Raw genomic sequence first — 25,699 nt, forward strand, 5'->3', positions numbered from 1 at the left:
TGTTGACGAGTCTGCGCGTACCTCGAGCTGCTAGCCTATCGGCTGCGCATCCTCGGCCCCGACCACCCCCACACCCTGACCACCCGCAGCAACCTGGCTGGCTATCGAGGTAAGGCGGGGGATGCGGCCGGAGCCGCCGCCGCCTTCGAGGAGTTGCTCGCCGACGTGCTGCGGGTGCTCGGCCCCGACCACCCCCACACCCTGACCACCCGACACAACCTGGCGGACTGGCGAGGGAAGGCGGGGGATGCGGCCGGAGCCGCCGCCACCCATAAGGAGGTGCTGGCCGACCTCCTACGGACATTTGGTCCCGACCACCCCGACCCCCTGGCCATCCAGGCTCAGCTTGAGTACTGGCGGCAACAGGAGTAGCTCGCATAAACGAGGGATTCTGAGAGAAGATCAACAAGGTGCGCCGCGAGACGCTCCGGACACCGGATTTCCTCTCACAACTCGTTCTCATGTAAGCGGATGGGTCGACTGGTTGTGAGAAATGTTTGTGAGAAGATCTGGGCATGGTCGACGCTCAGCAGCCGCAAAGTACTCCGCCCGCGGCATCCGAAGACACCACCGGTCGCGACGCCGACGAAGTCGAACGTCACCCCTGCCCACGCTGCGGCGTCTCGGCCGGCTCGCCCTGCCGCTCCCGCTCCGGCGCGATCGCCGGCACCTACCACACCGGCCGCTTCACCCAAGTCGCCCGACTGGCCAAGCACCTGCGCGTGAGCACCCCCGCCGACCGCGGCCCCGGCCGGCCCTGGCGGCCCGGCACCCCGCCCCCTGCGCCCCTCGACCCCGACCGGACCAGCGCCGACATCCGCATCGGCTACGCCCGCTGCTCCTCCCTCACCCAGGAACTGCAATCCCAGCTCGACGCCCTGGCCGCGCACGGCATCGACCGCGACAAGATCTACAGCGAGAAGATCTCCACCCGCGTCAAAGTCCGCCCCCAGTTCGAAACCGCGCTGGAGACGGCCCGGCAGATCAAGGCCCACGCCCCGCACTGCCGCGTCATCCTCACCGTGTACGAGATGAAACGCCTCGGCCGCGACGCCAGCGAGCTCACCGCCCTGGCCGACCACCTCACCGCCCACGGCCTGGTCCTGGAAATGCTCGCCGGACCCCTCGCCGGCATCTACGACCCCGCCGGACCCGGCCGCATGCTGTTCGCCTTCTTCGCCGCCATGGCCGAAACCGAACGCGAAGCCATCCGCGAAGCCACCCTCGAAGGACTGGACGCCGCCGCCCGCAAAGGCCGCCACGGCGGCCGCCCCGCCGTCATCACCAACGACATGATCCACACCATCCTCCGCCGCCGCGCCGCCGGCGAATCCGTCGAGGCCATCCGCAAAGACCTGATCATCCCCACCGGCAAACGCAAAGGCCACAACCCCTCCCTAGCCAGCCTCTACCGCGCCCTCGCCGAACACGACAAGACCCAACGCCACCCCGACGCCATCACCCAAGCCCACACCGAATACGCCACCCTCCAAGCCGCCACCCCCAGCTGACCTCTACGAGCGAGACGACACTTCTCACCAGGAAACTTGTGAAAAACGCACCCCCGCTTCCCGCAACCAACCCGCAGCCCGGAAAATCCGCCTCACACCGGCACCAGGGCGTTGCCCGAGGCGCCCGCCTCGCCCGCCGCGCGCACCCGCCACCGGCCGTCCGGCAACCGCTCCGACGACCGGCGCATGCGCTCCGCCCACCCGGCGTCGGGCCAGACGGTCTCCTCATCCCACACCGTGCCCGCAAGATAGGCATCGGCCAGGATCGCGCCGAACAGATGGGCGCCGCTCAAGTCCGTGCCGTTCAGGTGCGCACTGAACAGGTTCGCGCCGTTCAGGTTTGCACTGCGCAGGTCCGCACCGGTCAGGGTCGCACTGCGCAGGGTCGCGCGAGTCAGGATCGCGCCGTTCAGGTCCGCACTGCGCAGGTTCGCGCGGTCCAGGGTCGCGCTGGTCAGGGTCGCGCTGGTCAGGGTCGCTTCGGTCAGGATCGCGCCGTTCAGGTCCGCACTGCGCAGGTTCGCGCGGTCCAGGGTCGCGCTGGTCAGGGTCGCGCTGGTCAGGGTCGCTTCGGTCAGGATCGCGCGGGTCAGGTCCGCGCCGTGCAGAGTCGCGCTGGTCAGGTCCGCTTCGGTCAGGGTCGCGCTGGTCAGGTCCGCTTCGGTCAGGTCCGCTTCGGTCAGGTCCGCGCCGATCAGGTCCGCCTCGGTCAGGTCCTCGCCGCGTAGGTTCACGCCGCGTAGGTTCACGCCGCGTAGGTTCACGCCGCGTAGGTTCACGCCGCGTAGGTTCAGGCCGCGCAAGTTCTGGAACGGGCCTATCTGGAGGTCGCCACGAGTGGTAGCGGGCGGCCTGGCTTCGCCGGGGTCGACATCTCCTGAACCGCGGCCGCGCGGCGCGGGAAAGACGATGGTCATGGTGTCGGCGGGCGACGAGCGGGCGAAGGCCGGCGTGGTGCGGCGCCAGGCCCGCCACCAGGTGCCGCCGGGTATGCCGTCGTCGGCCGGGCGGAAGGCGGGGGAGGTGCGGGCGAAGGCCGTCACGATCCGGCCGGCCAGCGAGTCAGCGCGCAGCATCGTGCTCCCCTCCCTGCTCGGCCCCAGGGGAGGGTTCCTGGGCGGGATCGGCAGTGGTGCCGGGACTGCCGCCCGGCTGGAGGCTGGCCGCAGGTGGTCCGGCTGGCAGGGCGCCGGCGACGTCGGCCTGCATGGGAACTTGCTGGCTGAGCTTCTCCAGGATGAGCGGCGCGGCCGCGCCCAGCGCCAGGGCGATCAACGGGGTCATGCCGGTGACCGACGCGCCCGCGGCGCCCGCCACCACCGCGGCGGCGGCCGCGCGGCCGAGCACCGAGAGCAGGTAGGGGCCGGCACCGGGCTCGTCCGGGGAAGCCCAGGGCCAGCCCTTCACCCGGCGTACCGCCTTGACGAAGTCGAGCACCTCGACGGCCAGGCCGCCGCCCAGGCCCCACAGCGCCCAAATCCAGCCGCTCATGCACCGACCGTAGACCCCAGCGCAGCGGATTTCCCGCCTCGTGGAGATAGGCGTAGAAAGTCACCTTTCCGCCAGGGTGCCAGCACAGGACCAGAAGGCGAAAAGCGGAAGAGCATCCAAGGAGCCCGCTTCGCGGGCACGCTTCCCCGCGAGATGGCTTGACGGCGGACCCGCACCAGCGTTAGCAAGGCCAGGAGTACCGGCAACGGGCTCGACTGGTCAGGCGATGACGGCATCAGCCACTGGGGCGGCGGGCAGCGCCGGTCTTGCCGCATCTGCGCGAACCCCGCCTTCCTGGTCGACGACGACGGTCGCCCGTGCCACAAGGTGTGCGCCGAGACCGGGGCCTGCACCACCGCGGCACCGTCAACCTCCGCCCCGCCCGAAGCAAGATCGAAAATCACGACAGAAAGCGTTCAAAGAATCACGCCATCAAGAAATCCAAGTCACAATCTGGGGCACCACCGACGGAATGGTCTCGGTGGTGCAGCAACATCGGCTGGTGACCTTCGCACCCGCCTCAGCACCCATGCTCCTTGGCCTCAACTCCTCCGCGATCTACTTCGGTGTAGCGATCGGTGGCGGACTCGGAGGTCTGGCCCAGGAATGGATGCAGGTCACCTTGCTCGGGGTTCCCGCCGCGGTCCTGGTACTGCTCGCCACCACCATCACCGTCGTGGAGGGGAGGGTCGCCTCGCCAAAGGCCGCCGCGAACCGCCGCTGAGGCAAGGCACCGCCTCGTCATCGGGAAGATCGTTGTCGTGGAGGTCAAGGTCTTCCCGGCCCCCGTGCCGACCCATGACGTGGAGACCGGTTTCGGACCGGTTCGTGTCGTTGAGGAACACTGATCACCGCCCCCGCTGCCCCGACCGTCGTGGTGGGGATGAGGATCTTGCGGCCGACGCACAGCGCGGGCAGCTCGCCGCGGGCGATGGCGTCGTAGGCAGCTTACGTCCCATCACCACGCGAGCCCTTCGGTGTGACGAGCAAGGTCACGGTGCGGCGTCTGGGGGTGGCTGATTGGTCGGCGCTGCGCAACGTGAAGGAGGTGAGGGCGAGGTTTCCGCCCTCGGCCAGGTAACGTGCGGCCACCAGAGCGCGGCCCAGCGCGACCACTGAGCCGCCCTTGGTCCTTCCGCCGGGGACGGTGACCGCGTGGCCCACGACGGTCGTCCTCACGTCCAGGGCCGCGATCTTACGGCCCAGCTCGCGCAACAGGGCCATGCCGTTGCGGTCGATCTCCGTGCTGCGCGGGAAGAGCCGGGACTCGAACAGCACCCGGACACTGCCCGAACGACGTTGGACGATCACCCCCGGCATGGCCAGGCTCTTGGCGAGCGCCGCGACCTGCCGGTCACGGCGTGCGTCAGCGGCCCGCTCGTGGTCCGCGGCGGCCGCTCGCTCCGCCGTGAGCGACGACAGCCGCTGTATCAGAGCATCGCGTTCGGCGGTCAGACTCTCCGTCCGCTCGTGGCCGCTTCGCGTGAGCGCCGGCCGGGGTTCGGAATCGGCGGGCAGTACGGCGACGGCCCAGCCGGCCACCGCCACCAGCGCGGCGGCCGCGGCGAGCAGGCCAGGGCGGGTCAGCGGCCGGGACAGGCGGCCGCCGTCGCTGATCCGCTTGATCGTACGGCGTCCCGACGCCGCGGCCGCGTGGTCAGGCGCCGACTCCTGCACCCGGGCCCAGCACTTGTCCGCCTCCTGCAACTCACCGCGCTGGGCGTGCAGCCTGGCCCGCAGGTCGAGCACGTCAGCCGCGTCCCTGTCGGCGCCGTCCAGCTCGTCCAGAAGCTGGACGGCCAGCTCTAGATCCCGCGCACGCGCGGCGGAGCGCGCCAGGTTCACGGTCAAGTGCACGCGCAAGGTGTCGCTCATCGCCTGTTCAACCCGCCGGACTCGATCTTTTCGCGGTCGTCGGTCGGCAGGAGCCTGAGCATGCGCTGGTTGACCGCCTCGAGCGCCGGCATGTTGCCGTCGGCGATGGCCCGCTTGCCCTCGCGGACGAGTACGTCGGCCTGCACCACTTCCTGCAGGGCCGCGAACATCTTGACCGGCCAGTCCGCTGAACGCCTCTCCACCGCGATCGTCAGCGCGTAGGCCCGGTCGATCAGGCCGCGCATCGCCGCCGCGTCCTGCGCCTGGATGGCGTCGCGTACCCGCGCGCGCAGTTCGGACAGCTCCTGCTGGTCGGAGGGGTCCCCCAGCCTGCGGATCAGCTCCGCTGCCTCATCGAGCAGCCCTTCGAGTTCTTGCGTCAACGCGGGAATCTGCGCCGCGGCCTCGATCTCGTCGAGATCTGCGTGCATGTTCCGCAGGCGTTCCTCGGCCGTGGCCGCGGCTCCGGCGTCCACCTTGGCCGCCGCCACCTGCTCGCGGGCGGTCACGAGAAGATCTTCCTTATCCATCTCGGCCAGGCGGCGTGCGGCTGGGCCCGATCCGTCGAACGCCACCGATCTTTGGAGCGAGCTGAGGCGCTGCTCCACGTCGGACAGCATCTCACCCAGTTGCTCAACGCTCGGGGTCTTGACGTCCGCCAGATTGATCATTGCCTCGAACTGGGTCTGCACCAGCGGAACGTCGGCGACCACGGTGACCAGGCTGGAGGCGTCGACCTCGAAGGTGACCTCGACCTCGCTGCCGGCCGGCAGGTCGATCGTGAGGTCCCTGGGGCGGATCTCCAGCATCCCCACCTTGCGATTGCGCTCTCCACGGGTGCGCTCGCCCTGCAGGACCGGGATGTTGACGGCGGCGTCCGGGTCGGTCCGCCGCAGGGTGATGGAGGTCTGGTACACCTCGCGGACGGTAGCGGGCAACGTGGCGCCCTTGCGCACCATGGGCGAGTAGGTGCCGTCGGCCAGCCGGATCCCGAGCGAATGCGCCAGCCGCACACCTCCGAACTCCAGATCGCGATGCGTGATCGACAGCGTGCCGGGGACGACAGGGTGAGGAGCGCCCGTGCCGTCGAGCAGCTCGACCGTGAACCGCGACGTGCGGCCCTGATCGATGGCGACCTCCGCGGCGAAGGCCCCGGCGGAGTTCAGCAGGATGCGCCCGCTGTCGAAGGGAGGCCGCCCTTCTGGGTTGCTCAGTGTGACGGCATAGCCCGACCAGTCCTCGGCAGGTCCCCGCACCCGCCCGGCGATGGTGGGCGTGGTCGTGGTCACGCTTGGCTCGTAGGCCAGTTCCACCACGTACCCCTCGGCGTCGGCGGCGACGGTGTGCGGGCGCCGTAGTGTGCTGGCGAAGATGGCCGCGCCGCGTGCGACGACGGTGGTCGGGTCGAGGCGGATGTCGAGCTCGATGCCGAGGCCGTGCCGCGGGTCTGCGAGCCGTTCGCGCAGGCCTGGCGCCAGGGTGATGCCGCCGACCAGAAGCAGCCTGTCGATGTCGGCCGGACCCAGCGCGGCGTCTTTCAGCGCGGACCGGCACAGGTTGATCGCTCGTACGTAGAACGGCTCGGCGATCGCATCGAGTTCGCCGCGGGTCAGGACCTGCTCGACGGTCCGCGTGGCGCCGCTCTCGTCGACCAGGTCGATGTCGAGCTCGACGCGATCCAGGCGGGAGAGCTGGATCTTGGCTTCCTCGGCCGCGCCCTTCAGCATGGCGAAGTTCCACTCCCACCGCGGATTGTCCCGCTGGAAGTCACGGAAGCCGAGTTCGCGAGCCGCCGCGGGCGCCAAGACCCGCTCGACCAGGGCCCAGTCGATCAGCTTTCCGCCAAGGTAGGAGTCCCCGGCGTGGGTGAGCACCCGCAGCTCGCCGTCGTGCTTGCTGACCACCGCGGCGTCGAACGTGCCGCCGCCGAAGTCGAACACCATCCAGTACGCCTGGTCGTCGGAGTCGTGGAACCCGTACGCGAACGCCGCCGCCGTCGGCTCCTGCACCAGCGGGCAGGCGGCGGTCAGCCCGGCGAGCCTGGCCGCGTCGGTGGTGGCCTTGTTCTGGTTCAGCGTGAACGCGGCGGGAACCGTGATCACGGCGGCGTCAGGCGGCGTGCCGCAGTAGTGGGCCGCGTCCGCGCGAAGCGACTTGAGCACCTCGGCGGACATCTGCTGGGGCGTGAGCTCCAGCCCGGACTTGGCGAACCGCTTGCGCGCGTCGGCGAGTCCCATCTCGAGTTTGAACTCCACAGCGGAGTTGTCCGGATCCTTCCAGGCGCGGTCTCGAGCGGGCCGCCCGACCTTGATCTGATCCGCCTTGGGAATCCAGAGCGCGGACGGGGTGATGTCCCATCCGTCGTTGTTTTTGATCACAGCGACGGTGTCGTTCTCGGCCACCGCGATCGCGCTGTTGGTGGTGCCGAGATCGATGCCGAAGTCGATGGTGTCACGCATGGGGGTTCCTCACGTCGTCGTCGCGGTCAATGCTCGGCGGGAGAGGGCAGCCGACGATCACCTGTCCCATCTGGATGTGCCTGTCCATCAGGTAGATCGACGGCCGGACGGTCTCCAGGATCGTCTCCGCGGTCAGGGACGGGTCGTCCTGGAAGAGCATGACCTCCAGCGCGAGGCCCGAGTGGAACGGCTCGCCGTCGTGGTCCTGCACCACCAGCCCGGCCTCGGCCAGCAGGCTGCGCGTCGCCCTGACATAGCGGCCTGCCTGGTGTGTGGCCGTCGTCGGCTTCTCATCCCGCCTGGCGAGCCGGCGTTCGGCCCGCCACAAGTTCGTCGCCGCCGCGGCCAGCGCCTTCTCATCCGGAGCCTTCTCATCCGGCGGCGACGCGTTCGTGGTGGCGGCCGCGAGTAGCCGTCCCAGCTCGTCCTCCCAGGCCGGGGCCGGGATGCGGAAGGCGCGGTGATGCCCGCGTTGCCCGAGCTCGGCGCGGATCCGGGACAGCAGCCGCTTGGCGGAGCTCACATCATCACCCCCTTGCGCCACAGCCGGAGTCTGGACCGATGCTGTTCGCCCAGGGGCGGCCACAGGTCGATGGCTTCCTCCATGAGATTGGCGGCCCGTTCGAGCTCACCGGGGGTCCGGTAGAGCCGGAGGGCCTCATCGGCGAGATTGCGCGCCCGGTCCGGCTGCGGCTTCGCCCGGGATTCGCCTCGCCGGCGAAGGGCGTCGGCCAGGACACGGGCGTTGACCGGGCGTTCGTGGGGGTCGAGCTGGAGCGTCGACATCACCAGATCATCCAGCCAGGGGTCGACGTCGTCGTTGTACCTGCCGGGCGGCAGCAGCGGCCGCTTGAACCTGGCGAAGGAGTAGGAGGAGTACCGCCCGCTCTCGCCGTAAGGAAGATGGCTGGTGAGCAGGTAGTAGGCGATCGTACCCACCGACCACATGTCGCTCGCCGTCGAGTAGCCCTGGTTGGTCAGCACCTCAGGGGCCATGAACGCCAGGGTGCCCTTCGCGCTGGCCGTGCGCGTGACCGGGTCCGCCCGCTTGGCCAGGCCGAAGTCGCTCACTCGCACCCGCATGACGCTGCCGTCATAGCCGACCAGGATGTTGGCCAGGCTGATGTCGCGGTGCAGGATGGGCGGATCCTGCTCGTGCGCGACCGCGAGCCCTCTCGCGATCTGCTCGACCACCTCGACCGCGATGTCCGTCGGCACGCCGTGCGGGTAGGCCTGGGTGAGGTTCTCCAGGCTGCCGCCCGGGAGGTACTCCATCGTGAAGAACCCGCGCAGGCCCTCCGGAGTCTGGACCGTGTTCGCGTCGAACAACCGGACGATGTTGGCGTGCCCGAGTGTGGAAAGCAGCCGGGCCTCGTCCAGCATCCGGTGCGTCTCCTGCAGCGAGGCGACCTTCTTGAACAGTTTCATCGCCTGCAGCCCGAGGTAGGCGTGCCTGACCCGGTGCACCTCGGCGAAGGCGCCCTCACCGAGCAGCCGGTCGATCACCAGGGTGTCATTGACCCGATCACCGCTGTTGAGCAGTGCCATCGCCCCTCCCTCCGTACTCCACGGCGATCACCGAGACGTCGTCGGTCGATCCGCTCGCCACGGCGGAACGGATCAGGTGCTCACACATGCCTTCGAGCCCGTCGGCCTCGCAGAGGATCGTGCGCAGCGCCTCGTCGTCCACGCTGCCGGTGAGGCCGTCCGTGCAGAGCAGCAGGCGGTCGCCCGCCTTGAGCTCGTGGACCGAGACCCCCGGCACGACCTGGCCGGGCATCCCCAGGAATCTGGTGAGCCTGCCCTCGTGGATGTGGTCTTCCGTGAGGCGGTCGACGTGGCCGTCGCGAGCCAGGTAGATCCTGCTGTCACCAAGGTGTACGGCCAGCGCCGCGCCGCTCCTGACGACGAGCAGGGCGGCGGTGGCGCCCGTGGTGCCGGGTCCGCAGCGGGCGGCTCGCCGTACCCCCTCGTTGAGTGTGGCGGCCACCTCGGTCACCACGCGCGTGACCCCGGGCGCCCGGATCGCGGTGACCTGGTCGTGCACCCGGCGTGGTAATCGCTCGACGACGGTGCGCGCCGTGGCCGCGGCGTCGGCCATGCCACCGATGCCGTCGGCCACGATGAACGTGCCGCTCGCCTGATCGACCGCGGCGACGTCCTGGTTCTCCCCGTGCCGGGTGCCCGCCTGGGTGCGCATCGCGTATCTGATCATCTGCTGACGTTCAGCCGGTAGCCGATGCCTGTGACGGTCTCGAGGATGCGCGGGCTGGAAGGGTCGGCCTCGATGCATCTGCGTACGGCGCGCACCACGCCGGCTAGGTCGGCCCTGGTGTAGGAGTGATGTGGCGCCCATTCCTCGCGCGGCCCCCACAAAGCGGTGATCAGCGACTCGTGCTCGCACGCGACCGCGGCGCCATTGGTGCCGCGCCCGGCCATGTAGCGCAGCAACTGGTGGCTCTGCGGGCGCAGGCCGGTGATGAGGGTCTCCCCGCTGTGCTCGACGCGATAGGCCCTGGCCGACACCCAGTCGTAGCGCAGGCTCGGCCCGGTATGCCGCACGTCGGTCGGCGGACCGATCGGCGCGGGCCGTGTGGTGTGGGGGTCGAGGAAGGTCATCTCCCAGTACTGCGGCTCACCCTGCGGGCTCATGTCTCCGAGAATCATCAGCGTGTCGCCGTGCTGGATGCGCTTGCGCCCCTGCAGCCGCTCGGTCACCTCACCGTGCCGCATCAGCGTGCCGTTCACGCTGGCGTTGTCGGTCACCGACCACATGCCGTTGGCGAAATCCAGCGTGCAATGCAGACGACCTACCCAGCGCTGGGGATCGGGGCCCAGTTCCACATCGGGGGCATGCTCGGGAGAGGCACGGCCGATCGTGATCGGCCCGCTCCCAAGTTCGACCGTCCTCACCACCCCCTCCGGTGAACGGACGCGCAACGCCACCGCCTGAACCACTACGACAACCTCCTGCTGCGAATCTGCCTTGTCTGTTCACCACGGGCCTGGGGAAACCAGATGGTCGCGTCATTGCAGACCGCCCGTGAACTTCTTGTCGTCCTCCCGGCTCGCCAGGCACACGGCGTAGAGGTCGAGGGTCTTGTCCTGCCACCAGTCCTCGCCGGGCCAGTTGACGTTCATCCGATGTTTCTTTCGCGTGCCCAGCTCGTCACATTTGGCCTTGGCCGTCCGCCAAACCTTGTCGTCGCCCGGCCAGGCCTGGGAATGGCTGAAAAGTATCGGGTATCCGATGATCTCAGCCCAATGTGGGAGGTCGCAGCGCCCGATCGGAACCTTGTGCGGATCTGCCTTCCAGGCCTTCTGGTCCACCACACAACTCCCCACGGGGGGAGCCTCCGTTCTCCGGGACGGGTGAAGATCCATGGTCACCACTGCCGCGCTTTCCGGCTTGGGCGGGGGATCGACGACGTGCTTGCCGGTCGCCGGTCCGTCACCGCGCCTGGTCAGCACGCACGGCGTGTAGTTCTCGAACCGGCCGCCCCCGTCGTTCCAAAGCTCCTTGTCCGGCACCAGGTAGCTGGTGGTGTAGGTGTCGAAGGACAGGTTCTGGCGCGCCTGCAGCCTCGCGCACTCGAAGGCGGCCGCCGAGCGGATCCGGTCCTCGCCGGGGTAGGGCGAGGGCACCTTGCCGAGTGGGACATAGCCAAGCACCTCGCCCCAATGCGACTGGTCGCAGCCGACTTTCTGGAACTCCTTCTGCCCTGTCCCCCAGCCGTCCTTGGCCTCCACGCACGTGCCGATGGCGGCGTTCTCCGCCTTGGCCTCGGAGAACAGGAGTACGGCGTCCGAAGAGGCGCCGAACCACGAGTTCCACAGGATGGCGGCCAGGACCAACGAGAATCCGAGAAGCCATGGCACGCGCCTGTCCCAGCGGACGAGCCACGTGAGGAACCGTCTCAGTGAGAACCGCTTCAGCGAGGTCGGCCTGGGCAGGCTGACGCCGAGCCTGGCTGCCATCTGGTCCAGCAGCTCATCCCGCCAGGGCTGGTCCGGCATGACGCGCCGTACCTCGCGAAGGATCTTTACGGCCACGCGAGGCCGACCGGCGATCACCCACGATCGGGCCTGTCGCTCAATTTGTTCGAAGGCCTTGATGGCCTCGTCCATGGCGTCGCGGTTCTGCTTGATCCGCTCCACGGTGTGAGGATCGGAGGTCAGCCCCGCAGCCTTGTCGAGCAGTCCCCGGACCGACAGGTCAACCGCGGCGGGCCCGTACCTGTCCAGCAAGGCCGCGGCACAGTTGTTGAGCACGATGGCGATCTCATCGCGGACGTTGGCCGTGGCCCTGTGCCGCTCATGCGGCACCAGCTTTTCCAGCCGAGGCACGCACGGTACGGCCCGCTCGTCCACGATCTCGGCCGCCCGCATGGGATCACCGGCCTCCAGTGCCTGTAACGCGGCCTGCAGCGCCGCCCGTATCTCTTCGTAGATCGGGGCGGCGATCTCCTCCAGCAGGTCGTCGATCACCCGGCCCGGCACCATCGGCCAGCTACGGGCCACGTTCGCCAGCCGCCACTGGCCGGGCCCCTGCCTTGCCGTGAGCTCGATCAGCGGCTTGACCAGCGCCGTCGGCAGCTCACCTCGAAGCGCGTCAATGTCGGACTCTGCGAGCTGCCGGTCGTCCAGCGCCTCGATCCGATGCCGGAGGTGATCCCAGAAGACCGCTCGGCGCAGGACCGTGGCCCACTGACGGCCGGCCTCCGACCAGAGATACTTCAGATCGGTCAGGTCCTGGCCCACTGGATGGCCAGGCGCGAGTTCCCTGTCGAGAGCGGCGCTGTGAGACAGGACGGCCAGGTCGTGATCTCGATGCAAGCTCGCCGGGCAGGAGCACGAGGCGTCCGGGGTTTCCCAAAGCCAGAACAGCTCGTCCACCAACCGCAGGCGTGGATCCATCTGGAGGCGGTCGAACGCGGCGCGCACCTCGTCGTTACCGACGGGCAGATCATGCCCGAGGTCGAAGTCGGCACCGACCTCGAGCGCGGACAGCACCTGCTGTCTGCGCCGCCTGATGGTCCGCCGGTCGGCGTACGTCGACAACCCGGTGACCCGGAACGCGTTGCGTGTGTACAACGCGGATCCGGCCGCCTCGGCCATTGCAGCGCTGATCGTATTGCCTGCCCCTATCATTTCCTCCCCATCGCCATCGAGATCCCCTGACCAGATCTTGGCCGGGACTGACACGGCGCCCCATGGTGTGCGCATGGAATCCAGATGGTCGCTTACTGCAGATCGTCATGGCCCCGTCAGGCGAACGTCAAGGAGTTCGCCTGACGACCTGCTTCCAACTCGTTCCCATGGTCGTCATGTCGCGCCACCAAAGATGCTGGGCGGGCAAGCGGCCGCTGAGGAAGGAGCTGATGTTGACACATTCCGGTCCGTGGCGGTGAAGACGGGCGGAGGGTCTATCCGACGTGCTCGTGCTGTGGGAGTCCTCGCGGGGCGATCGAGAGACTTCGAGCAGACGTTCCCAATCCTGCCTGGGTCTGGTGGCAAACCCGAGAAGCCGAGCGATGGTTGTCGGTGTAGGCGCCTGGTTGGCTTGGTGCTGGTTGCGGGCCGTTGTCCTTGCTGACTCGATCGTAGGTCGCGGCGCGTAGGTCATGATCGAGCATTGCGGGGGGCACGATTACCTCCATCGCCGGGCCGTGTGCTTAACTCAAGAATGCCGCTGTGGTTAGTGTCCCCCGGGCCGCAAATTACCGCCTTCACGGAATACCGTTCGGCTGGAGCCGTGTTGTGCCTCTCGCCGAGGAGGCGACCGCCACAGCGGCCTTAACGTCTTACCAGGCGCCCCACATCGCGTGGGGCGCCTGTTCGTATGCGAATCAGGCCTCTGATCTGCGGCGAAGCGTGGTAGCCAGCCCTCGACGTTCTTGATCATTCCGAAGCGACGCGTTGTGGATCATGGCTCGAGTGCCTGCCAGACCTTGGCGTTGGTGGCCCCTGAGAAGGTGCCGGCGCCGCGGGTGTAGAAGAGCCAGCCGTCGGGCATCCGGTTGACCAGGTGGGCCTCCAGGTCGCCGGTGATGCCGTACCACTCCTCCACCACCTCGGGCCGTTGGACGCCCGTCTCCCACTCCTCGACGGTCTCGGCGAACTTGGCGTCCGCGGGCTGCTTCGTGATGTCCAGTTGCGCGCCGATCTCCTCCCAGGAGATCCCGGCCGTGCGCTGGGCGACCGGCCGGGAGTAGATGGCCACCACGAAGTGGCCCGCTCGGCGACCTCCTGGGCGGTGGCGGCCATAGGGACTGTTCGGTGAAGGGGCGTCGTCGTGGACCGGTGCCCGCCGGCGCGCAAGATGCCGTAGAGAAAATCCCTGGGTGGTGGAGTTCGAGGAGTTCGTCCGCGCCAGGAGCCATGCGCTGCTGCGTTATGGCCTGGTGCTGACCGGCAGCGCCGATGATGCTGCCGATCTGGTGCAGGAGGCGCTGCTCAAGCTGAGCTCCTCCTGGCGAGCAGTACGCAACAAGGACGACCCCGAGGGATACGTCCGGACGATCATGGCCCGGCAGCATGTGAGCTGGTGGCGCAGGCAACGGCGGGAGCATCTCACCGCCGAGGTGCCCTCGCCGGTCCACGAGGACGAACACGAACTCGGCGAGATCTGGCAGCGGCTGCGGGCGCTGCCGGCAAGGCAACGCGCGGTGCTGGTGCTGCGCTACTACGAGGACCTCGCCGACGGGGAGATCGCCGCGCGGCTGGGCATCTCCCAGGCGACCGTACGCAGCCAGGCCTCGCGGGCACTGGCCACCCTTCGCATCCGCGCACAAGCACTCACCGGGAGGTGGCAGTGACGACCGAGGAGAAACTGGCCCAGGCGCTGCGGACCATCGCCGATCGGGTCGAGAACCAGGACGTGCTGTCCGGCGTCCGGGTGAAGCGGCGCCGCCGGACGCGCAGGCGGACGACGGGGGCCCTGGCGGCGCTCTGCGCGGTGGTCCTGGGCTGGGGCGTGCTGGTCGCCTGGCCGTCACCAGGTGTTGTGGTGGAGCCGGCCGCGCCGAGAGCGGGTTCGGTTGAGCGGGTCTGGCCGCAGGCGGTGTTCATCCTGCCGAAGGGCTCCAGGCCTCTGACGGCGATCAGCGCCACCGAGGTGCTGGTCTGGAACGATCGGGGCACAATCGAGGTCTATGACGCCGCTGCCAAGCGGTCGCGCGTTGTCACCGCGCTCCCCCAAGCTCCGCAGTATCAGGCCGTTGACGGCGATCAGCTGCTCTGGCTCGCCGACGGCCATGCCTGGGTCGCCCCTTTGAGGAGCGTTGGGCGAGCGAGGAAGGTCGGGTCGATCGCTGGGGAGAACGTCGATCGAATCGCGCTCGCCGGGGAGTACGTCGTCTGGTCATCGCCGCTGGAGGGCGTGTGGCGGATGCGGCTCGGCGGAGGCCGCCCGGAACAGGTGGCCAGGTCCAAGGGGCTGCAGCTCGTGGCGTGGCCCTGGGCAAGCGACGAGCCGCTCGACGTGCGGACGAACCCGACACGGGTCGTCAACCTCCAGACGGGACAGACCATCAAGATCCGGCCTCTGCCGGGAGTGGAAGGGCTGCGCTGCGGGCCCACCTGGTGCGCCGGGACACGCGGAGAGAACACGATCGTGCTGCGCACCGACGGTAGCTGGAGCCGAGTCCACCGGGCAGGGCTGCGCGGCTATCCGTACCGGGAGCGGCTCTTTCCCGGCTCCGGGGAGATCTACGACGCCCGCACCGACACAACGGTGACCTTCGAGGGAGCCAGACTTGAGACGCCGGGCGGCAGGCAATGGTCGGGGGGTGCCGGGGTCATCTTCTGGCCGCGCGACGATGGAGTGGTCACCGTGAACTTGGCCGCCGTTCCGTAGCGGGCGGCGGGATCCCCTGCCGGCCGCGCCGTAGAACACACGATCGGCTCCGCCGCCGGGGCGGCCCGTCGCGCACTTCGATACTGACGACCCCGCCTTCTCGTCCTGGTCGTCGACGACCAGGACGAAAGCCGGGTGCCTGTCCTCGCTCATCCCCACATTCCCTGAAAACCTCCGTCCTCCTCCCGCTGGCCGTCGCCCAGCCCGGCGCGGACCCCGCAACCGGTCCCGATCGCCCTGCACGCACGGTTTTTAGGGAAGGGCGGCGCAGCAATGCGTCGCCCTTACCCGGCGAGCGGAGGGCCGGAACCAGGCATTCTCCCTCGGGGTGCCGCTCGGCGTCGAGCTGCTCTCCGTACTGCTGACGCTCGTGGCGGCCCGGCGCCGCCATCTTCCGTGGCCTCATCGCCTCCGTTGAACTAGCCAGCGGCCGGGACATCTCGGCCGCGCCCGATGTCGGCATTCCGCTGCCCTAGGGGTGAGAGACCGGCGTCACCGAGGCGACGCCACGCGCTTCACCCGACGAGGCCGTCCAGAGCACTTCACTCACGCTCTGTCTTCGCCGAGGGCCGGAAGTTTCTCCATGAAGGAGACGGCTCGGCGAAGGAGCGGAATGGTGACCGACCCGCCTCCTACAAGGGCGATCTGCAGCGCCTCAAGCACCTGTTCACGAGCGACCCGCTCTTCGTCACATCGTTCGAGGTGGTAGTAGACGCATTCCTCGCAGTCCTTCATCACGGACACCACGAGGCCGAGCAGTTCCTTGACCGAGACGGGCAGGGAGCCGGGCGCGTACGCTGCTCCGTCCAACGAAAAGAAGGATTCAAACAGCGGCCCGCTGCTGCGCAGGCGCTCATTTCCGTCGGCTCTGGCCATGCGGAAAGCTTCTGGAGAAGGCGTCACAGTCAGATGCTCGCGAGAAGGACACGTGGTGTCGGCCTGAGGACCTGTGGAACTAGACATGTGGGCATTCTGCTCTGCCGATCAGGTTCACCACCAACGATGATTTCTGTAGGGGCTATCAGGGATGCTTATGCTCGACGACGAGTTTCAGAAGGGACGGTGGGAACCCAGCGGGTGCCCACCGTGACCCCGGTACTCAGTTCGTCCGATCTGGACTTCTTCGATGGCGAACGGCAGTTGCGGAATCGGACCGTGCTCCTGCACCAGAAGTGTGGGGCGCTATGGCGCCACGGTAGACATCAAGGTCCTGAAGCCAGCGCTCGCGTGCTTCAGGGGTCTGCCACAAGTCGTACAGATCGTTGTCGTCGGGACGCATTGCTATGTCCAGGACGGATGAGGCGAGCCGGCGAAGGGTGGCGTCGGCGAGGAATGGATTTCGTTTCAGCCACTCGGCGGCCCATTCCTCGTCCGGCGTAAGCCCGGCGACCCGACAGGCAACGAGGCAGGCAGCGGCCACCGGGCCTTCGACATCCCCGAGGTAGAGGTGGGCCTCTGCATCGAGACCGCTCATGAGCCCGTGAAGCGCAGTGGCCATATCGTCGGCTTCCTCCAGGTCATGGAGGTCGTCGTAGGCTTCGTCGCTCTCGAATGGTCCGGTGTCCCAAGGCGGAACTTCCACGTTGACCCTCTCCTTCTGTAGACGTGCAGACTAGTCCGAGGCTAAGAGCTATCACGATCATTCAACCTTCGCTTCGACAGAGCAGCGCGTGGGTTTCTGCTCAGGTCTGCGGGTTCTGGCGGGCTCGTTCCTGGTCGGCCAGGAATTTGTCGAGCAGGTCGAAGAGGACGCCGGTGACGTGGGTCTCCTCTTCCGGGGTCAGGTCCGCTCTGAATCCGGTCTCGCCGAGGGCGATCTGTCGGATCTGGGCCTCCCAGACGAGATTGGTGCCGACGTGATGGCGGGCCATCAGCCATTCGCGCCAGCCGTCGAGCCCGGGCCCACCATGTCGGCGAGCAGCCTGGTCGTAGCCGATCAGGAATGCCGTCACGCCCTTCAGCGAGGGGAGGCCGATGAACATGCCGGTGCGCTTGGCGAAGTGGCTGAAGTACTCGCGCTCGCTCATGTCGATCAGTTCAGTCATCCTCGTATCCTCTCCGGCGAACTCCGGATGGAGTTCCAGAGGTCGCTTTCCGAAGTGGACTGCACGAATGTCCGAAGTCGATTGCACGGAATAGCCTCCCCTGGGACGGTGGTCAGCGCTTGAGTGCCCGGTATCGCTTGAGTAGCGCCGTGATTTTCTCGGGGTTCGCGTCGCCGTTCAGCTCGGCCAGCAGGTCGTCGGGGCAGAGCTCATAGAGATCCCCCACCACTGCTGTGCCTTGTTGTTCCAGATCCGGTAACCGCCGGGCACGCCTTTGGCCACGTATCTCCTTCTGCTCACCAGGTCCTCCGGGCGCGAGTGGCGGTCGTCGGAGAGGCGTTGATGTAGCGGTGCGGCGGGGTTTTGGGGATGCCGGTCTTGGCCGAGATGGCACCCAGGGAGCGGCCTTCGGCTTTGCGGAGCCGGGCGTACTCGATCTTGTCTTCGGGGTGGGTGACGGGTCGGCCGGCCTGGCGGCCGGCGGCCTCGGCGACGGTGCGGGCGTGAGCGGCGCGCTCGGCGGTGAAGGTGCGTTCCATCTCGGCGAACGGCGCGAGCAGGAGAAGGGCGATCCGGGCCATGCCCTCGTCGGTGGTGTTGATCGGGAGTGGGTCGGCCAGGGAGCGGACGCTGACGCCGCGCTCGGACAAGTCGTGCACGAGGTCGAGGACTTCGCGGAGGGTGTGGCCGAGTCGGTCGAGGGTGTGCACGCTGATGGTGTCGCCGGGCCGGGCGTAGGCCAGCATCTTGCCCAGGCCCTCGCGATCAACGGTGGTCCCGGTCTTCTTGTCGACGTAGATCCGGGTGTTGGGGATGCCGGCGCCGGCCAGGGCGTCGAGCTGGCACTCCAGGGACTGCTTGGTCGTCGAGACGCGGGCGTAGCCGAGTTCCAGCCCGCCCTGAGGGTGATCGTTGTCGCTACTCATCGCCGGATCGTACCGGAAGTCGATTTCGTACGTTATTTCCGGAACGACACTTGTCCGGCGGTGGCTACTTTCGAGGACACCGGGCGGTAGCGCGTCGCACCGTTCCAGTTCCAATCAGGAAGATCCCACATAACACCAGGTCGGATGTGAGCACGACTACGGGCATCGACTATGGCCGTCAGCTTCCGAAGCCGCGTGACCTCGAGGCGCTCAGGTAGTCGGCGGTACCTCGCTGGTCGAGGGCAGCCGGTCGTGGCGGCCGAGACGACGGGCGTCAGGCAGGGCTCGGTGAAGAGCCACCGCATCTGCTTCGGACAAAGTTTCAATGAACGCGGCCAACGCCGGCGGCACTGTTTCACTGCCCGCACGCTAGGAATTCCTCCGTGGACATGTCGATGCCGACGGCGAATGCTTGCAGCGTCGTCGCCACACAGGCCCAGGAGGGATGACATGTACCAGTTCAGATTGCCGACTGAAAATCAGGCGATGAAGACAGACGACTGGGGCGATGTCTTCATCCCTGAGCTGATGGCCGAGTCGGAGTTCGTGCAGCGCGCAGATGCCGCATTCACGGCTCCGCCCGGCACCGCCAATCTTCTGGGGGGAGGATGGGTACGCTTCCTGAACCTCAACGGCGTAGAACTCAACATGTTCTTCGTCGTTCCGGAGAACGGTCCGCCCGGCTACAACCCCGTCAACGGCCCCTCGCTCAACGTGGACGGTTTCTGGTACCGCTACATCCCCACCCACTGGTACAAGATCCCCGACGGGGCCTTGGTCTGGGTGTACAAGGACGCTCAGGGGTATCTACAACTCCTGGTCAGGACGTACATCCCCCTGCACTATCCCGAATGGGTGCTGCCGATAGGGGGCAACGGGCCCACCGTCCCATACCCCTGGTGACGGCGCTGGATCTACAACATCTTTCGTCGAGCAGCGCGTACGGCTGCGCCGTCTCGGTGCAGCCGTGGGGGCGGATAGCTTCGATGCCCCCAAAGCGACCGTCACCGCTGCCGCCCGCCGGTCGGATCCTCGATCCATCACCACTTCCCCACCAAGCAGGATCTGGTGGTGGCGGTCGTGGACCATGCCACCCGGCAGTTCTGGTCGACCACCCCGCCGGACGGCGGCCCTGTGGAGCGCCTGCGGCAGCACCTGGCCACGCTCCGCCAGAAGATCATCGACCAGCCCGAGCTCCACATCGTCCTGCGCGAGCTGGATCTGCGGGCCCGGCGCGATCCCCAGCTGCAGGAGATCATCGCCAGCCGGGAGGAGGGCTGGCGCGACTCACTGCGCGCTCTGCTGGCCGATGCCGCCGCCACCGGCGCGCTGGCCCCAGCCGTCGATCCGGCAACGGGAGCGGAGTTGATCATCGCCACCGTCAAGGGAGCAAGCCTGGCCTCCAGCCGCGCCGGCGACGTCCTCGAACTTCTCGACCGACTGCTGATCCGCCCCTGACCCCCGTCGGCCCCAGCAGAAGGAACATTCCATGTCCGCATGTCCACTCCGGGTCGTCATCGTCGGCGGCGGCATCGGCGGCCTGTGCCTGGCCCAGGGCCTGCACGCCGCCGGGATCGACGTCGCGGTCTACGAACGCGACGCCGCGCCCGATGCCCGGGTACAGGGATACCGGCTCAACATCGAACCGGTCGGCAGCCGGGCACTGCACGACTGCCTTCCCGCGCCCCTCTGGCACATCCTGGTGGCCACCGCCGGTGATCCTGGCTCCGGGATGGGGGTGTTCACCGAGCGGATTCGGCTGCTGATGCGAGAGGACACCCCCGCCCGCGGAGCGCGACCCGGCCGAACAGACGCACGCGGTCAGCCGGATCACGTTACGGCGGCTGCTGCTCGCCGGCCTGGATGACATCGTCCACTTCGGCAAGGAGTTCACCGGCTACCGGCACAACGCCGACGGCACCGTCACCGCCCTCTTCGCCGACGACACCACGGCCATCGGCGACCTGCTGGTCGGCGCGGATGGGGCCAACTCGCGCGTACGCCGGCAACTGCTGCCGCACGCGCGGCGCTCCCCCGCACCCGGCGTCGGGATCGGCGGCAACCTCCCGCTCGGCGAAGGGGCGGCGTGGCTGCCCGAGGAGGTGATCAGCGGTAAGCGCCTTGGCCGACCACGAACGTGACCTTGCTGGGCGATGCCATCCACTCCATGCCACCGGTCGGCGGGCTCGGCGGCAACGCCGCGCTGTACGACGCCAACGCGCTGCGCCGCGCGTTGATCGCGGTCGGCCGGGGTGAGGACGACCTGCTCCCCGCCATCGCCGGGTACGAGCGCACAATGTTGAGGAACGGCTTCGCCGCCGTACGAGCCGCGACCATGTACCTGCGCCTGGCCACCCTGCCCAGCCGCGCTGTCCGGACCATCGCAAGGACGTTCTTCCGGCTGTGCGGCCTGCTCCCCTCACTGCGCCGCGCGATCTTCTCGGACTGACCTCAACGCCCGATCCCGGCCGCGGAAGTGTCGCCGCGCCGCATCGGGTCGCCACGCAGCGACAGGTAACGGCGCTCGGCCAGCCACCGGATCGCGGCGAGCTCGCCGAGCATCTCCCGCGGGGCGGTGGCGCTGCCTCGCTCGCGTACGGCGATCGCCTCCCGCGGGGTGATCTTCCCCCACACCCAGGGGATATGGCGGGCCACCTCGCCATCGGCGAAGTTGTAGAAGACCGCGTGCACCACCTCGGCCGGTGCCGTCCCCAGCGGCGCGGCCCGGCCCGCGAAGTACCCGTCCCAGTAGTTGCGCATGCCGACGGCCAGGAACGCCTCGTTGGGCACCTCGGAGAAGGTGACGGTGGCGATCGGCTCGACGAGCTCGAACATGCGGTGGATCTTGACCTGTGGGTGCGGCATGGTCGGATCTCCTGCGATCGTGGCAGCGCCCCGGATAGGCGGCCTCTCATCCTGGCTACGAACGATGTCGCCCGGATACGACAAAACTCCGGCGCCGCGACGGGATGGTCGGTGGGCAGGCCGTTGGCCACGGGATAGATGCTGCGCTGCAGCGGCAACGGATGCGTCCCTTGGCGACCGGCCTGCCGTACCACCTGCACCATGCCCACCGCCGGGCACAGCGCATGCTCAGCCGAACAGCCGCATCCGTGCCATCCCACCGGGGAGGGACGCTTCACGGGTTCGTTTCAGCAGCTCGGGAGCGTGCAGCTCGGGCACGCCTCCGGTGGACGTTCATCGAGCGACCACTCATGCAACCAGCTTCCGGCCCCCTTACATAAAGCAGATCTATAGCGCGTGTCATTACCATCTCCGTCGTGATCAAGAAGGCCGCAGCCCACCCCGGGCCCGGTGGCCAGGAGTTGGTCGGCGGACAGCACGATGAGTCCTGCACGGTGCCTTCGCGAGGCACCCGGGCCTCATGAGTCACGCACCCACAACTCTCGGCACTGATACAGGCGGAAAGGTAGAGATGGCAGACCCCAACGTCCTAGAAGCGCAAAAGTGGGTGAACGCCACCTACCTCGGGAAGGCCCCCGGCTACATCCGATGTGTCGAGGACGGGCGCACCGGCTGGGGCGTCGTGTTATCCCTCACTCAGGCACTTCAGCATGAACTGGGCATCTCCCCGACGGTGCAGAACTTCGGGCCCGGCACCTTCGCCAAGGTGGCGAGCGGCATCAAGCCGGATCTGACCCAGCAGACGAACACGAACATCCTGCGCGTCTACAACTACGCGTTGTGGTGCAAGGGGTACTACGGCTCTTCGAACGCGGGTACCTGGGACCACCGCGCCAAGCTCTCCATGGGCGAACTCCTCGGGGACATGGGCCTGCCCGACACCCAGAACCCGATCGAGCCTCGCATGTGGGCACACGTCACCAAAGCGCTCCTGCGGATGGACCAGTTCCGGCTCATACCCGGCGGCGACGGCGTCATCCGAGAGTTCCAGCAAACCCTCAACCGTGACTATGTACGGCTGGGCGTGGTACCGGCGATGGGCCTGTCGCCCTGCGACGGCAACTATGACCGCGTCACCCAGCAGTGCCTGATGATGGCCATCCAATACCGCCTCGGCCTCAACCCCGCCGACATCACCGGCTACTTCGGCGACGGCACCACGCGGGAACTGAAAAAGCACACCCTCACCACCGACAGTGCCGCCTCCGAGCTCACCTACCTGCTGCACGCGGCCTGCTACTTCAACTCTCCCGCCTACAAGGGCGCACCGTACGGGTCCGGCGGCGAGACGTTCGATTTTCCCTGGGACACGATCCGCCGTGTCAGCAACGGCCGCAAATTCACCGCCGACACCGCAGCGTGGCTCCGGCACTACCAGGAGTTCATGCTGCTGGCCACCAGTGGCAATGCCACCTTCGACACCTGGGCGCAGTTGCTGATCTCCCGGGGGGACCAGCATCGGGCCGCCACCGGCTCCGACACCTCCGTCACCATCACCCCCGAGCGAGCCAAAGCCCTGGTCGCCAAGGGCTACAAGGTCGTCGGCCGATACCTCGATGAGCATCTGCCGCCCGACGACCCCTACTACATCGGCAAGGCCCTGGTTCCCGGCGAACCCAAAACCATCATCGACGCCGGGCTGCGACTCATGCCGATCTTCCAGTACAACGGCTCGGTACCCGAGAACTTCACCTTCCAGAAGGGCTACGACCAGGCCGGCAAGGCGCACGACAAGATGGTTGAGCACCACATGCTCCAGGGCGCGTGCATCTACTTCGCCGTCGACTACGACGCCCAGGACCATGAGATCAGCCAGTTCGTCATCCCCTACTTCAACGGCGTCCGCAAGGCCCTCGCCGACAAGGGCGGCTGGTATTGGTTCGGGGTGTACGGCACGCGCAACGTGTGCACGCGGGTGTCGGAGGCGACCGGGGCCAGGTGGTCGTTCGTGTCCGGCATGTCGTTCGAATTCTCCGGCAACCTGGGATTCCCGATGCCGCAGAACTGGTCGTTCAGCCAGATCTACGAGTTCAACCCCGCCAACGGGACCGGGTTCACCGACGGGAACATCACACCGATCGGGCTCGACAAGAACGTGTGGCGTGGCGACGGCTACGACCCGGCCGTCAAGTCCCTGCACCTCAAGGATGACCAGTACGCGGAGATCACCGCGTTCATGGGGTATGTCAAAGCCCTGGAGAACGCGTTCGCCCGCTACCGCCGCGACAACGGCGAATCATTGGCGATCGCCGACCAGCGCCAGGATCTGTGCCTGTTCTTCCGGCAGTACAAGTACATTGATCTTCACTGGAATGAACTGCTCGGCGCCCCAGACGCCGAACGCAACAACTATGCCGCCGGCCAGGCCGGGGCCCTCACCGAGAACAACGCCTGGCCGAGGGATCCGATCCTGGGCATCACCCTGGACATGCAGCATTGCATCTCCAATGTGCAGGGCTACTTGAAGTCCACCAGCGGCGGCGACGAGGTCCGGATGGGGGACGCCACCGGCTGGTTCGGTGACGCGATCACCCTGTACGTCGAATGGCGCAACACCTACCGGCACCTGTCCGGGGCGGAGATGGTGAACCGCTACCTGGCCAGCACCACCCACTCCAGCGCGTGGGCACTGGACGACTACCTTTCCGACGCCGACGCCCTCAGCCTGAGTCAGCTACTCCTCGGCAACCCGGACTTGCTGTTCTCCGACGTCCTCACCCACTACTACTCCCCCACCAATCCGAGCGTCCACGCCCGCCACCGCTACCGCAACTTCTTCAAGGGCCGGTTCCAGAGCGACCAGGGCACGGCACGCTCCCGCATCACCGGTCAGATGCTGGGCGAGGACATGCTCGGCAACGCCATCGTCTACGCCCTGGCCAGGGAACTGATCCTCAAGGGCGAGATGCCCGACGACCTGCCCCTCGCCGAACTCGAAAGCTTCACCCACGCCATCGCCGACCGAATGTACCGCGACGCCACCGAGGAGCCCACGTGACCACCCCCACCCGCCGGAGTGTCCTCATCGGCGGCACCGTCGGCGCCGTGGCGGCACTGATCGGGTCAGCACCCACGGCTCTGGCCGCATCAGCATCCGCAAGCGGTGGCGGCGCGGTCGCCCGTACCTGGAACCGCGACACCAGCCGCAACGGATGGCGCATCGACCCGCGAATCGTCCAGCCCTTCTACGTGTCCGGGGCGGCGCGGACGGTCACCCTGCATCCGGCCGCCGCGCAGGTGCTGCTGCACGTGGTGCGCCGCTGGCACTACGAGATCCAGCGGCTCACCGACGGCACCGGAACCACGCTGCACGGGCACACCACCGACCGGACCGTGTACGCCGACTATGAATCCAATCACCTGTCGGGGTCGGCGGTGGCGCTGCATCCGGGGGCGTTCCCGGCAGGCGGCGGAGACGGCCTCTATCCGCATCAGCAGCGCATCGTCGGCGACATTATCGCCGACTGCGATGGCCTGGTCACCTGGGGTGGGGACCTGAAACCCGCCAAGTACGGCCACTTCCACATCAACGTGCCCGCAGCCAGCCCCCGGCTGAAGGAGCTGGCCAAGCGCCTGGGAGACCCTACCGGGGAACGCCCCTACGACCCCGCCGGAGCGCCCGCCGACCCCGCCGACCCGGCACGCCGCCAGCAGGCCGTACGAGCCCGCGGCCTCGCCCGCCGCAACGAGCACTAGACACCCCCACCGGGTAGACCATGGGAATGAAAACCGGCGGCGGGTGCCGTGCTCACCGCAGCATCCGCTCAGGCCGCGGAACCCAAGCCCAACTACTGTCAGCGCGGTCAGGCGCCGACGCAGGTTCTCGATGCGCTCGCGCAGGCCGGGGTTACGGACGGCAGATCACACGACAGCGGACGCCCTGGACGTCCCCGCCCACCACCCGGACGTCCAGGACGTCCCGCCCCTCGTCCTGGACGTCTGCGTCACCCACGCCGCCGGGGCCGTGGCGGGTGCCTGCCACGGACGGGACGGAACTGTGCTCTTCCGGGTAAAAATGATCTTGAATGGTTCTGCCGCACGCGACGGCCGGTGGGTGCCAGGCCGGATGCCGAACTTGGCCGGGAGCGCGGTGAGGAGGTCGTTCAGCGCGTCAGCTTGACGCAGCTTGGTTCGGCGGTCTCGCTCATCGCGCGTCTTGGTCCTTCGCAGCGTTGGCGGAGAAGATCTCGGCGTCCACCTCCATGACGGCGTCGCGCCACCGCCGGTAGGCCTCCTCCTCGCCGATCAGGGCCCACATGCGGACGTACTCGTCCGGGAAGCGCGCAGCATCCATGGCCTCGCCGGTGCTCACGCTCTCGTTGAGGCGCTGACGCACGATCGGGATCAGCGACGGCCCGGTGGTGGCGGCCGTGGGCGGCTCGTGGATCAAGGCCGGGTTGTACGCCACGATCTCCCACCTGGAGCCTTCGGGCAGGGTGATGCTCTCGCGGGCCTCGTCCAGGGTGGCGATCCACTGCGGAGCGTGGTGCTCGGGGATGGGGCCGATGCGGACAGTGTCATATCCCGGCTTGGTGATGACGATCGAGACGGGGACGTCGGCAGCGTTGAGCTCGTCCATGATGGCGACCTTCTGGGTGTGCTCGGTGAG

29 protein-coding genes are annotated in these 25,699 nt (G+C 67.9%); 11 read left to right on the forward strand and 18 right to left on the reverse strand.

What is annotated here, in order from left to right:
- Positions 1 to 75 precede the first annotated feature (75 nt).
- Together ACFWY5_RS41465 and ACFWY5_RS41470 are read left to right on the forward strand one after the other, a co-directional pair.
- Positions 76 to 372, forward strand: coding sequence for a tetratricopeptide repeat protein (locus tag ACFWY5_RS41465; protein ID WP_379638185.1), 297 nt, complete (start codon positions 76 to 78; stop codon positions 370 to 372).
- 143 nt (positions 373 to 515) lie between these two features.
- The gene (locus ACFWY5_RS41470) at positions 516 to 1,511 is read left to right on the forward strand and encodes a recombinase family protein (RefSeq protein ID WP_379638115.1); all 996 of its coding nucleotides are present in this window, start codon (positions 516 to 518) and stop codon (positions 1,509 to 1,511) included.
- A gap of 92 nt (positions 1,512 to 1,603) precedes the next feature.
- On the opposite strand, the gene ACFWY5_RS41475 is transcribed toward ACFWY5_RS41470, so the two are convergent.
- Together ACFWY5_RS41475 and ACFWY5_RS41480 are read right to left on the reverse strand one after the other, a co-directional pair.
- A complete protein-coding gene (locus ACFWY5_RS41475; RefSeq protein ID WP_379638116.1) occupies positions 1,604 to 2,587 on the reverse strand; it encodes a pentapeptide repeat-containing protein in 984 nt (327 codons plus the stop codon).
- Positions 2,574 to 3,002, reverse strand: coding sequence for a hypothetical protein (locus ACFWY5_RS41480; protein ID WP_379638117.1), 429 nt, complete (start codon positions 3,000 to 3,002; stop codon positions 2,574 to 2,576). Before ACFWY5_RS41480 ends, ACFWY5_RS41475 begins: the two co-directional genes overlap by 14 nt.
- 472 nt (positions 3,003 to 3,474) lie before the next feature.
- On the opposite strand from ACFWY5_RS41480, the gene ACFWY5_RS41485 reads away from it, so the two are divergent.
- Positions 3,475 to 3,726, forward strand: a complete 252-nt coding sequence (locus ACFWY5_RS41485; protein ID WP_379638118.1) for a hypothetical protein — start codon at positions 3,475 to 3,477, stop codon at positions 3,724 to 3,726.
- Positions 3,727 to 3,950: 224 nt separating this feature from the next.
- On the opposite strand, the gene ACFWY5_RS41490 is transcribed toward ACFWY5_RS41485, so the two are convergent.
- The 8 genes from ACFWY5_RS41490 to ACFWY5_RS41525 all read right to left on the reverse strand — a co-directional run bounded on the left by ACFWY5_RS41490 (position 3,951) and on the right by ACFWY5_RS41525 (position 13,562).
- Positions 3,951 to 4,877 carry a hypothetical protein gene (locus tag ACFWY5_RS41490; protein ID WP_379638119.1) on the reverse strand — a complete coding sequence of 309 codons (927 nt, stop codon included), beginning with the start codon at positions 4,875 to 4,877 and terminating at the stop codon, positions 3,951 to 3,953.
- Positions 4,874 to 7,336 carry an Hsp70 family protein gene (locus tag ACFWY5_RS41495; protein WP_379638120.1) on the reverse strand — a complete coding sequence of 821 codons (2,463 nt, stop codon included), beginning with the start codon at positions 7,334 to 7,336 and terminating at the stop codon, positions 4,874 to 4,876. Before ACFWY5_RS41495 ends, ACFWY5_RS41490 begins: the two co-directional genes overlap by 4 nt.
- Entirely contained in the window at positions 7,329 to 7,859 is a 531-nt protein-coding gene (locus ACFWY5_RS41500) for a hypothetical protein (RefSeq protein ID WP_379638121.1), read from the reverse strand. Before ACFWY5_RS41500 ends, ACFWY5_RS41495 begins: the two co-directional genes overlap by 8 nt.
- Positions 7,856 to 8,884, reverse strand: coding sequence for a serine/threonine-protein kinase (locus ACFWY5_RS41505; RefSeq protein WP_379638122.1), 1,029 nt, complete (start codon positions 8,882 to 8,884; stop codon positions 7,856 to 7,858). Before ACFWY5_RS41505 ends, ACFWY5_RS41500 begins: the two co-directional genes overlap by 4 nt.
- On the reverse strand, positions 8,862 to 9,551 hold the full coding sequence (locus ACFWY5_RS41510; RefSeq protein ID WP_379622622.1) for a PP2C family protein-serine/threonine phosphatase: 690 nt from the start codon (positions 9,549 to 9,551) through the stop codon (positions 8,862 to 8,864). The genes ACFWY5_RS41505 and ACFWY5_RS41510 overlap by 23 nt, the downstream gene beginning before the upstream one ends.
- A complete protein-coding gene (locus tag ACFWY5_RS41515; protein ID WP_379638123.1) occupies positions 9,548 to 10,249 on the reverse strand; it encodes an FHA domain-containing protein in 702 nt (233 codons plus the stop codon). The genes ACFWY5_RS41510 and ACFWY5_RS41515 overlap by 4 nt, the downstream gene beginning before the upstream one ends.
- 114 nt (positions 10,250 to 10,363) lie before the next feature.
- Positions 10,364 to 12,541 carry a septum formation family protein gene (locus ACFWY5_RS41520; protein ID WP_379638124.1) on the reverse strand — a complete coding sequence of 726 codons (2,178 nt, stop codon included), beginning with the start codon at positions 12,539 to 12,541 and terminating at the stop codon, positions 10,364 to 10,366.
- Between the two features lie 721 nt (positions 12,542 to 13,262).
- On the reverse strand, positions 13,263 to 13,562 hold the full coding sequence (locus tag ACFWY5_RS41525; protein WP_379638125.1) for a hypothetical protein: 300 nt from the start codon (positions 13,560 to 13,562) through the stop codon (positions 13,263 to 13,265).
- 118 nt (positions 13,563 to 13,680) lie between these two features.
- Here ACFWY5_RS41525 and ACFWY5_RS41530 point away from each other — a divergent pair, with 118 nt between their 5' ends.
- Positions 13,681 to 14,154: a SigE family RNA polymerase sigma factor gene (locus ACFWY5_RS41530; protein ID WP_379622630.1), complete on the forward strand. Its 474-nt coding sequence runs from the start codon at positions 13,681 to 13,683 to the stop codon at positions 14,152 to 14,154.
- Positions 14,151 to 15,194 carry a hypothetical protein gene (locus tag ACFWY5_RS41535; RefSeq protein WP_379638126.1) on the forward strand — a complete coding sequence of 348 codons (1,044 nt, stop codon included), beginning with the start codon at positions 14,151 to 14,153 and terminating at the stop codon, positions 15,192 to 15,194. Before ACFWY5_RS41530 ends, ACFWY5_RS41535 begins: the two co-directional genes overlap by 4 nt.
- A 546-nt stretch (positions 15,195 to 15,740) precedes the next feature.
- Here ACFWY5_RS41535 and ACFWY5_RS41540 read toward each other — a convergent pair.
- The 4 genes from ACFWY5_RS41540 to ACFWY5_RS41555 form a co-directional block, all read right to left on the reverse strand.
- Positions 15,741 to 16,070 carry a carboxymuconolactone decarboxylase family protein gene (locus tag ACFWY5_RS41540; RefSeq protein ID WP_379624342.1) on the reverse strand — a complete coding sequence of 110 codons (330 nt, stop codon included), beginning with the start codon at positions 16,068 to 16,070 and terminating at the stop codon, positions 15,741 to 15,743.
- Between the two features lie 223 nt (positions 16,071 to 16,293).
- Positions 16,294 to 16,776: a DUF4259 domain-containing protein gene (locus ACFWY5_RS41545; RefSeq protein WP_379638127.1), complete on the reverse strand. Its 483-nt coding sequence runs from the start codon at positions 16,774 to 16,776 to the stop codon at positions 16,294 to 16,296.
- Positions 16,777 to 16,876: 100 nt separating this feature from the next.
- Positions 16,877 to 17,239 (reverse strand): hypothetical protein, encoded by a 363-nt coding sequence (locus ACFWY5_RS41550; RefSeq protein WP_379638128.1) that lies wholly within the window; start codon positions 17,237 to 17,239, stop codon positions 16,877 to 16,879.
- Between the two features lie 296 nt (positions 17,240 to 17,535).
- Positions 17,536 to 18,165 carry a recombinase family protein gene (locus tag ACFWY5_RS41555; RefSeq protein ID WP_379638129.1) on the reverse strand — a complete coding sequence of 210 codons (630 nt, stop codon included), beginning with the start codon at positions 18,163 to 18,165 and terminating at the stop codon, positions 17,536 to 17,538.
- Positions 18,166 to 18,615: 450 nt separating this feature from the next.
- Between ACFWY5_RS41555 and ACFWY5_RS41560 the strand changes: the two genes are divergently transcribed.
- The 3 genes from ACFWY5_RS41560 (at position 18,616) to ACFWY5_RS41570 (ending at position 20,032) form a co-directional block, all read left to right on the forward strand.
- Positions 18,616 to 19,068: a hypothetical protein gene (locus tag ACFWY5_RS41560; RefSeq protein WP_379638130.1), complete on the forward strand. Its 453-nt coding sequence runs from the start codon at positions 18,616 to 18,618 to the stop codon at positions 19,066 to 19,068.
- Positions 19,069 to 19,233: 165 nt separating this feature from the next.
- Positions 19,234 to 19,623 (forward strand): TetR family transcriptional regulator C-terminal domain-containing protein, encoded by a 390-nt coding sequence (locus ACFWY5_RS41565; protein WP_379638131.1) that lies wholly within the window; start codon positions 19,234 to 19,236, stop codon positions 19,621 to 19,623.
- 31 nt (positions 19,624 to 19,654) lie between these two features.
- Entirely contained in the window at positions 19,655 to 20,032 is a 378-nt protein-coding gene (locus tag ACFWY5_RS41570) for an NAD(P)-binding protein (protein ID WP_379638132.1), read from the forward strand.
- On the opposite strand, the gene ACFWY5_RS41575 is transcribed toward ACFWY5_RS41570, so the two are convergent.
- Positions 20,001 to 20,186, reverse strand: coding sequence for a hypothetical protein (locus ACFWY5_RS41575; protein WP_379638133.1), 186 nt, complete (start codon positions 20,184 to 20,186; stop codon positions 20,001 to 20,003). The two genes, ACFWY5_RS41570 and ACFWY5_RS41575, sit on opposite strands and share 32 nt — an antisense overlap.
- 116 nt (positions 20,187 to 20,302) lie before the next feature.
- Here ACFWY5_RS41575 and ACFWY5_RS41580 point away from each other — a divergent pair, with 116 nt between their 5' ends.
- Entirely contained in the window at positions 20,303 to 20,614 is a 312-nt protein-coding gene (locus ACFWY5_RS41580) for an FAD-dependent oxidoreductase (RefSeq protein WP_379638134.1), read from the forward strand.
- Positions 20,615 to 20,616: 2 nt separating this feature from the next.
- On the opposite strand, the gene ACFWY5_RS41585 is transcribed toward ACFWY5_RS41580, so the two are convergent.
- Positions 20,617 to 21,030, reverse strand: coding sequence for a hypothetical protein (locus tag ACFWY5_RS41585; RefSeq protein ID WP_379638135.1), 414 nt, complete (start codon positions 21,028 to 21,030; stop codon positions 20,617 to 20,619).
- Positions 21,031 to 21,637: 607 nt separating this feature from the next.
- Between ACFWY5_RS41585 and ACFWY5_RS41590 the strand changes: the two genes are divergently transcribed.
- Complete coding sequence (locus tag ACFWY5_RS41590; protein WP_379638136.1) at positions 21,638 to 24,088, forward strand: glycoside hydrolase domain-containing protein; 2,451 nt, start codon at positions 21,638 to 21,640, stop codon at positions 24,086 to 24,088.
- Complete coding sequence (locus ACFWY5_RS41595) at positions 24,085 to 24,786, forward strand: hypothetical protein (protein WP_379638137.1); 702 nt, start codon at positions 24,085 to 24,087, stop codon at positions 24,784 to 24,786. The genes ACFWY5_RS41590 and ACFWY5_RS41595 overlap by 4 nt, the downstream gene beginning before the upstream one ends.
- 151 nt (positions 24,787 to 24,937) lie before the next feature.
- On the opposite strand, the gene ACFWY5_RS41600 is transcribed toward ACFWY5_RS41595, so the two are convergent.
- Together ACFWY5_RS41600 and ACFWY5_RS41605 are read right to left on the reverse strand one after the other, a co-directional pair.
- Positions 24,938 to 25,072 (reverse strand): hypothetical protein, encoded by a 135-nt coding sequence (locus ACFWY5_RS41600; RefSeq protein WP_379624319.1) that lies wholly within the window; start codon positions 25,070 to 25,072, stop codon positions 24,938 to 24,940.
- A 162-nt stretch (positions 25,073 to 25,234) separates the two neighbouring features.
- Entirely contained in the window at positions 25,235 to 25,669 is a 435-nt protein-coding gene (locus tag ACFWY5_RS41605; RefSeq protein ID WP_379624317.1) for a hypothetical protein, read from the reverse strand.
- Positions 25,670 to 25,699: the final 30 nt, after the last annotated feature.

The sequence above is a fragment of the Nonomuraea sp. NPDC059007 genome (assembly GCF_042740555.1).
Classification (GTDB): Bacteria; Actinomycetota; Actinomycetes; order Streptosporangiales; family Streptosporangiaceae; genus Nonomuraea.

Excerpts from the sequence above, each read along its gene's own strand:
- ACFWY5_RS41540 (WP_379624342.1), bottom strand. The coding sequence starts at position 16,070 with ATGGCCAGAGCCGACGGAAATGAGCGCCTGCGCAGCAGCGGGCCGCTG.
- ACFWY5_RS41570 (WP_379638132.1), top strand. The coding sequence starts at position 19,655 with ATGTCCGCATGTCCACTCCGGGTCGTCATCGTCGGCGGCGGCATCGGC.
- ACFWY5_RS41480 (WP_379638117.1), bottom strand. The coding sequence starts at position 3,002 with ATGAGCGGCTGGATTTGGGCGCTGTGGGGCCTGGGCGGCGGCCTGGCC.
- ACFWY5_RS41510 (WP_379622622.1), bottom strand. The coding sequence starts at position 9,551 with ATGATCAGATACGCGATGCGCACCCAGGCGGGCACCCGGCACGGGGAG.
- ACFWY5_RS41505 (WP_379638122.1), bottom strand. The coding sequence starts at position 8,884 with ATGGCACTGCTCAACAGCGGTGATCGGGTCAATGACACCCTGGTGATC.
- ACFWY5_RS41550 (WP_379638128.1), bottom strand. The coding sequence starts at position 17,239 with ATGACTGAACTGATCGACATGAGCGAGCGCGAGTACTTCAGCCACTTC.
- ACFWY5_RS41560 (WP_379638130.1), top strand. The coding sequence starts at position 18,616 with ATGTACCAGTTCAGATTGCCGACTGAAAATCAGGCGATGAAGACAGAC.
- ACFWY5_RS41470 (WP_379638115.1), top strand. The coding sequence starts at position 516 with ATGGTCGACGCTCAGCAGCCGCAAAGTACTCCGCCCGCGGCATCCGAA.
- ACFWY5_RS41485 (WP_379638118.1), top strand. The coding sequence starts at position 3,475 with ATGGTCTCGGTGGTGCAGCAACATCGGCTGGTGACCTTCGCACCCGCC.
- ACFWY5_RS41555 (WP_379638129.1), bottom strand. The coding sequence starts at position 18,165 with ATGAGTAGCGACAACGATCACCCTCAGGGCGGGCTGGAACTCGGCTAC.
- ACFWY5_RS41475 (WP_379638116.1), bottom strand. The coding sequence starts at position 2,587 with ATGCTGCGCGCTGACTCGCTGGCCGGCCGGATCGTGACGGCCTTCGCC.
- ACFWY5_RS41490 (WP_379638119.1), bottom strand. The coding sequence starts at position 4,877 with ATGAGCGACACCTTGCGCGTGCACTTGACCGTGAACCTGGCGCGCTCC.
- ACFWY5_RS41495 (WP_379638120.1), bottom strand. The coding sequence starts at position 7,336 with ATGCGTGACACCATCGACTTCGGCATCGATCTCGGCACCACCAACAGC.
- ACFWY5_RS41585 (WP_379638135.1), bottom strand. The coding sequence starts at position 21,030 with ATGCCGCACCCACAGGTCAAGATCCACCGCATGTTCGAGCTCGTCGAG.
- ACFWY5_RS41605 (WP_379624317.1), bottom strand. The coding sequence starts at position 25,669 with ATGGACGAGCTCAACGCTGCCGACGTCCCCGTCTCGATCGTCATCACC.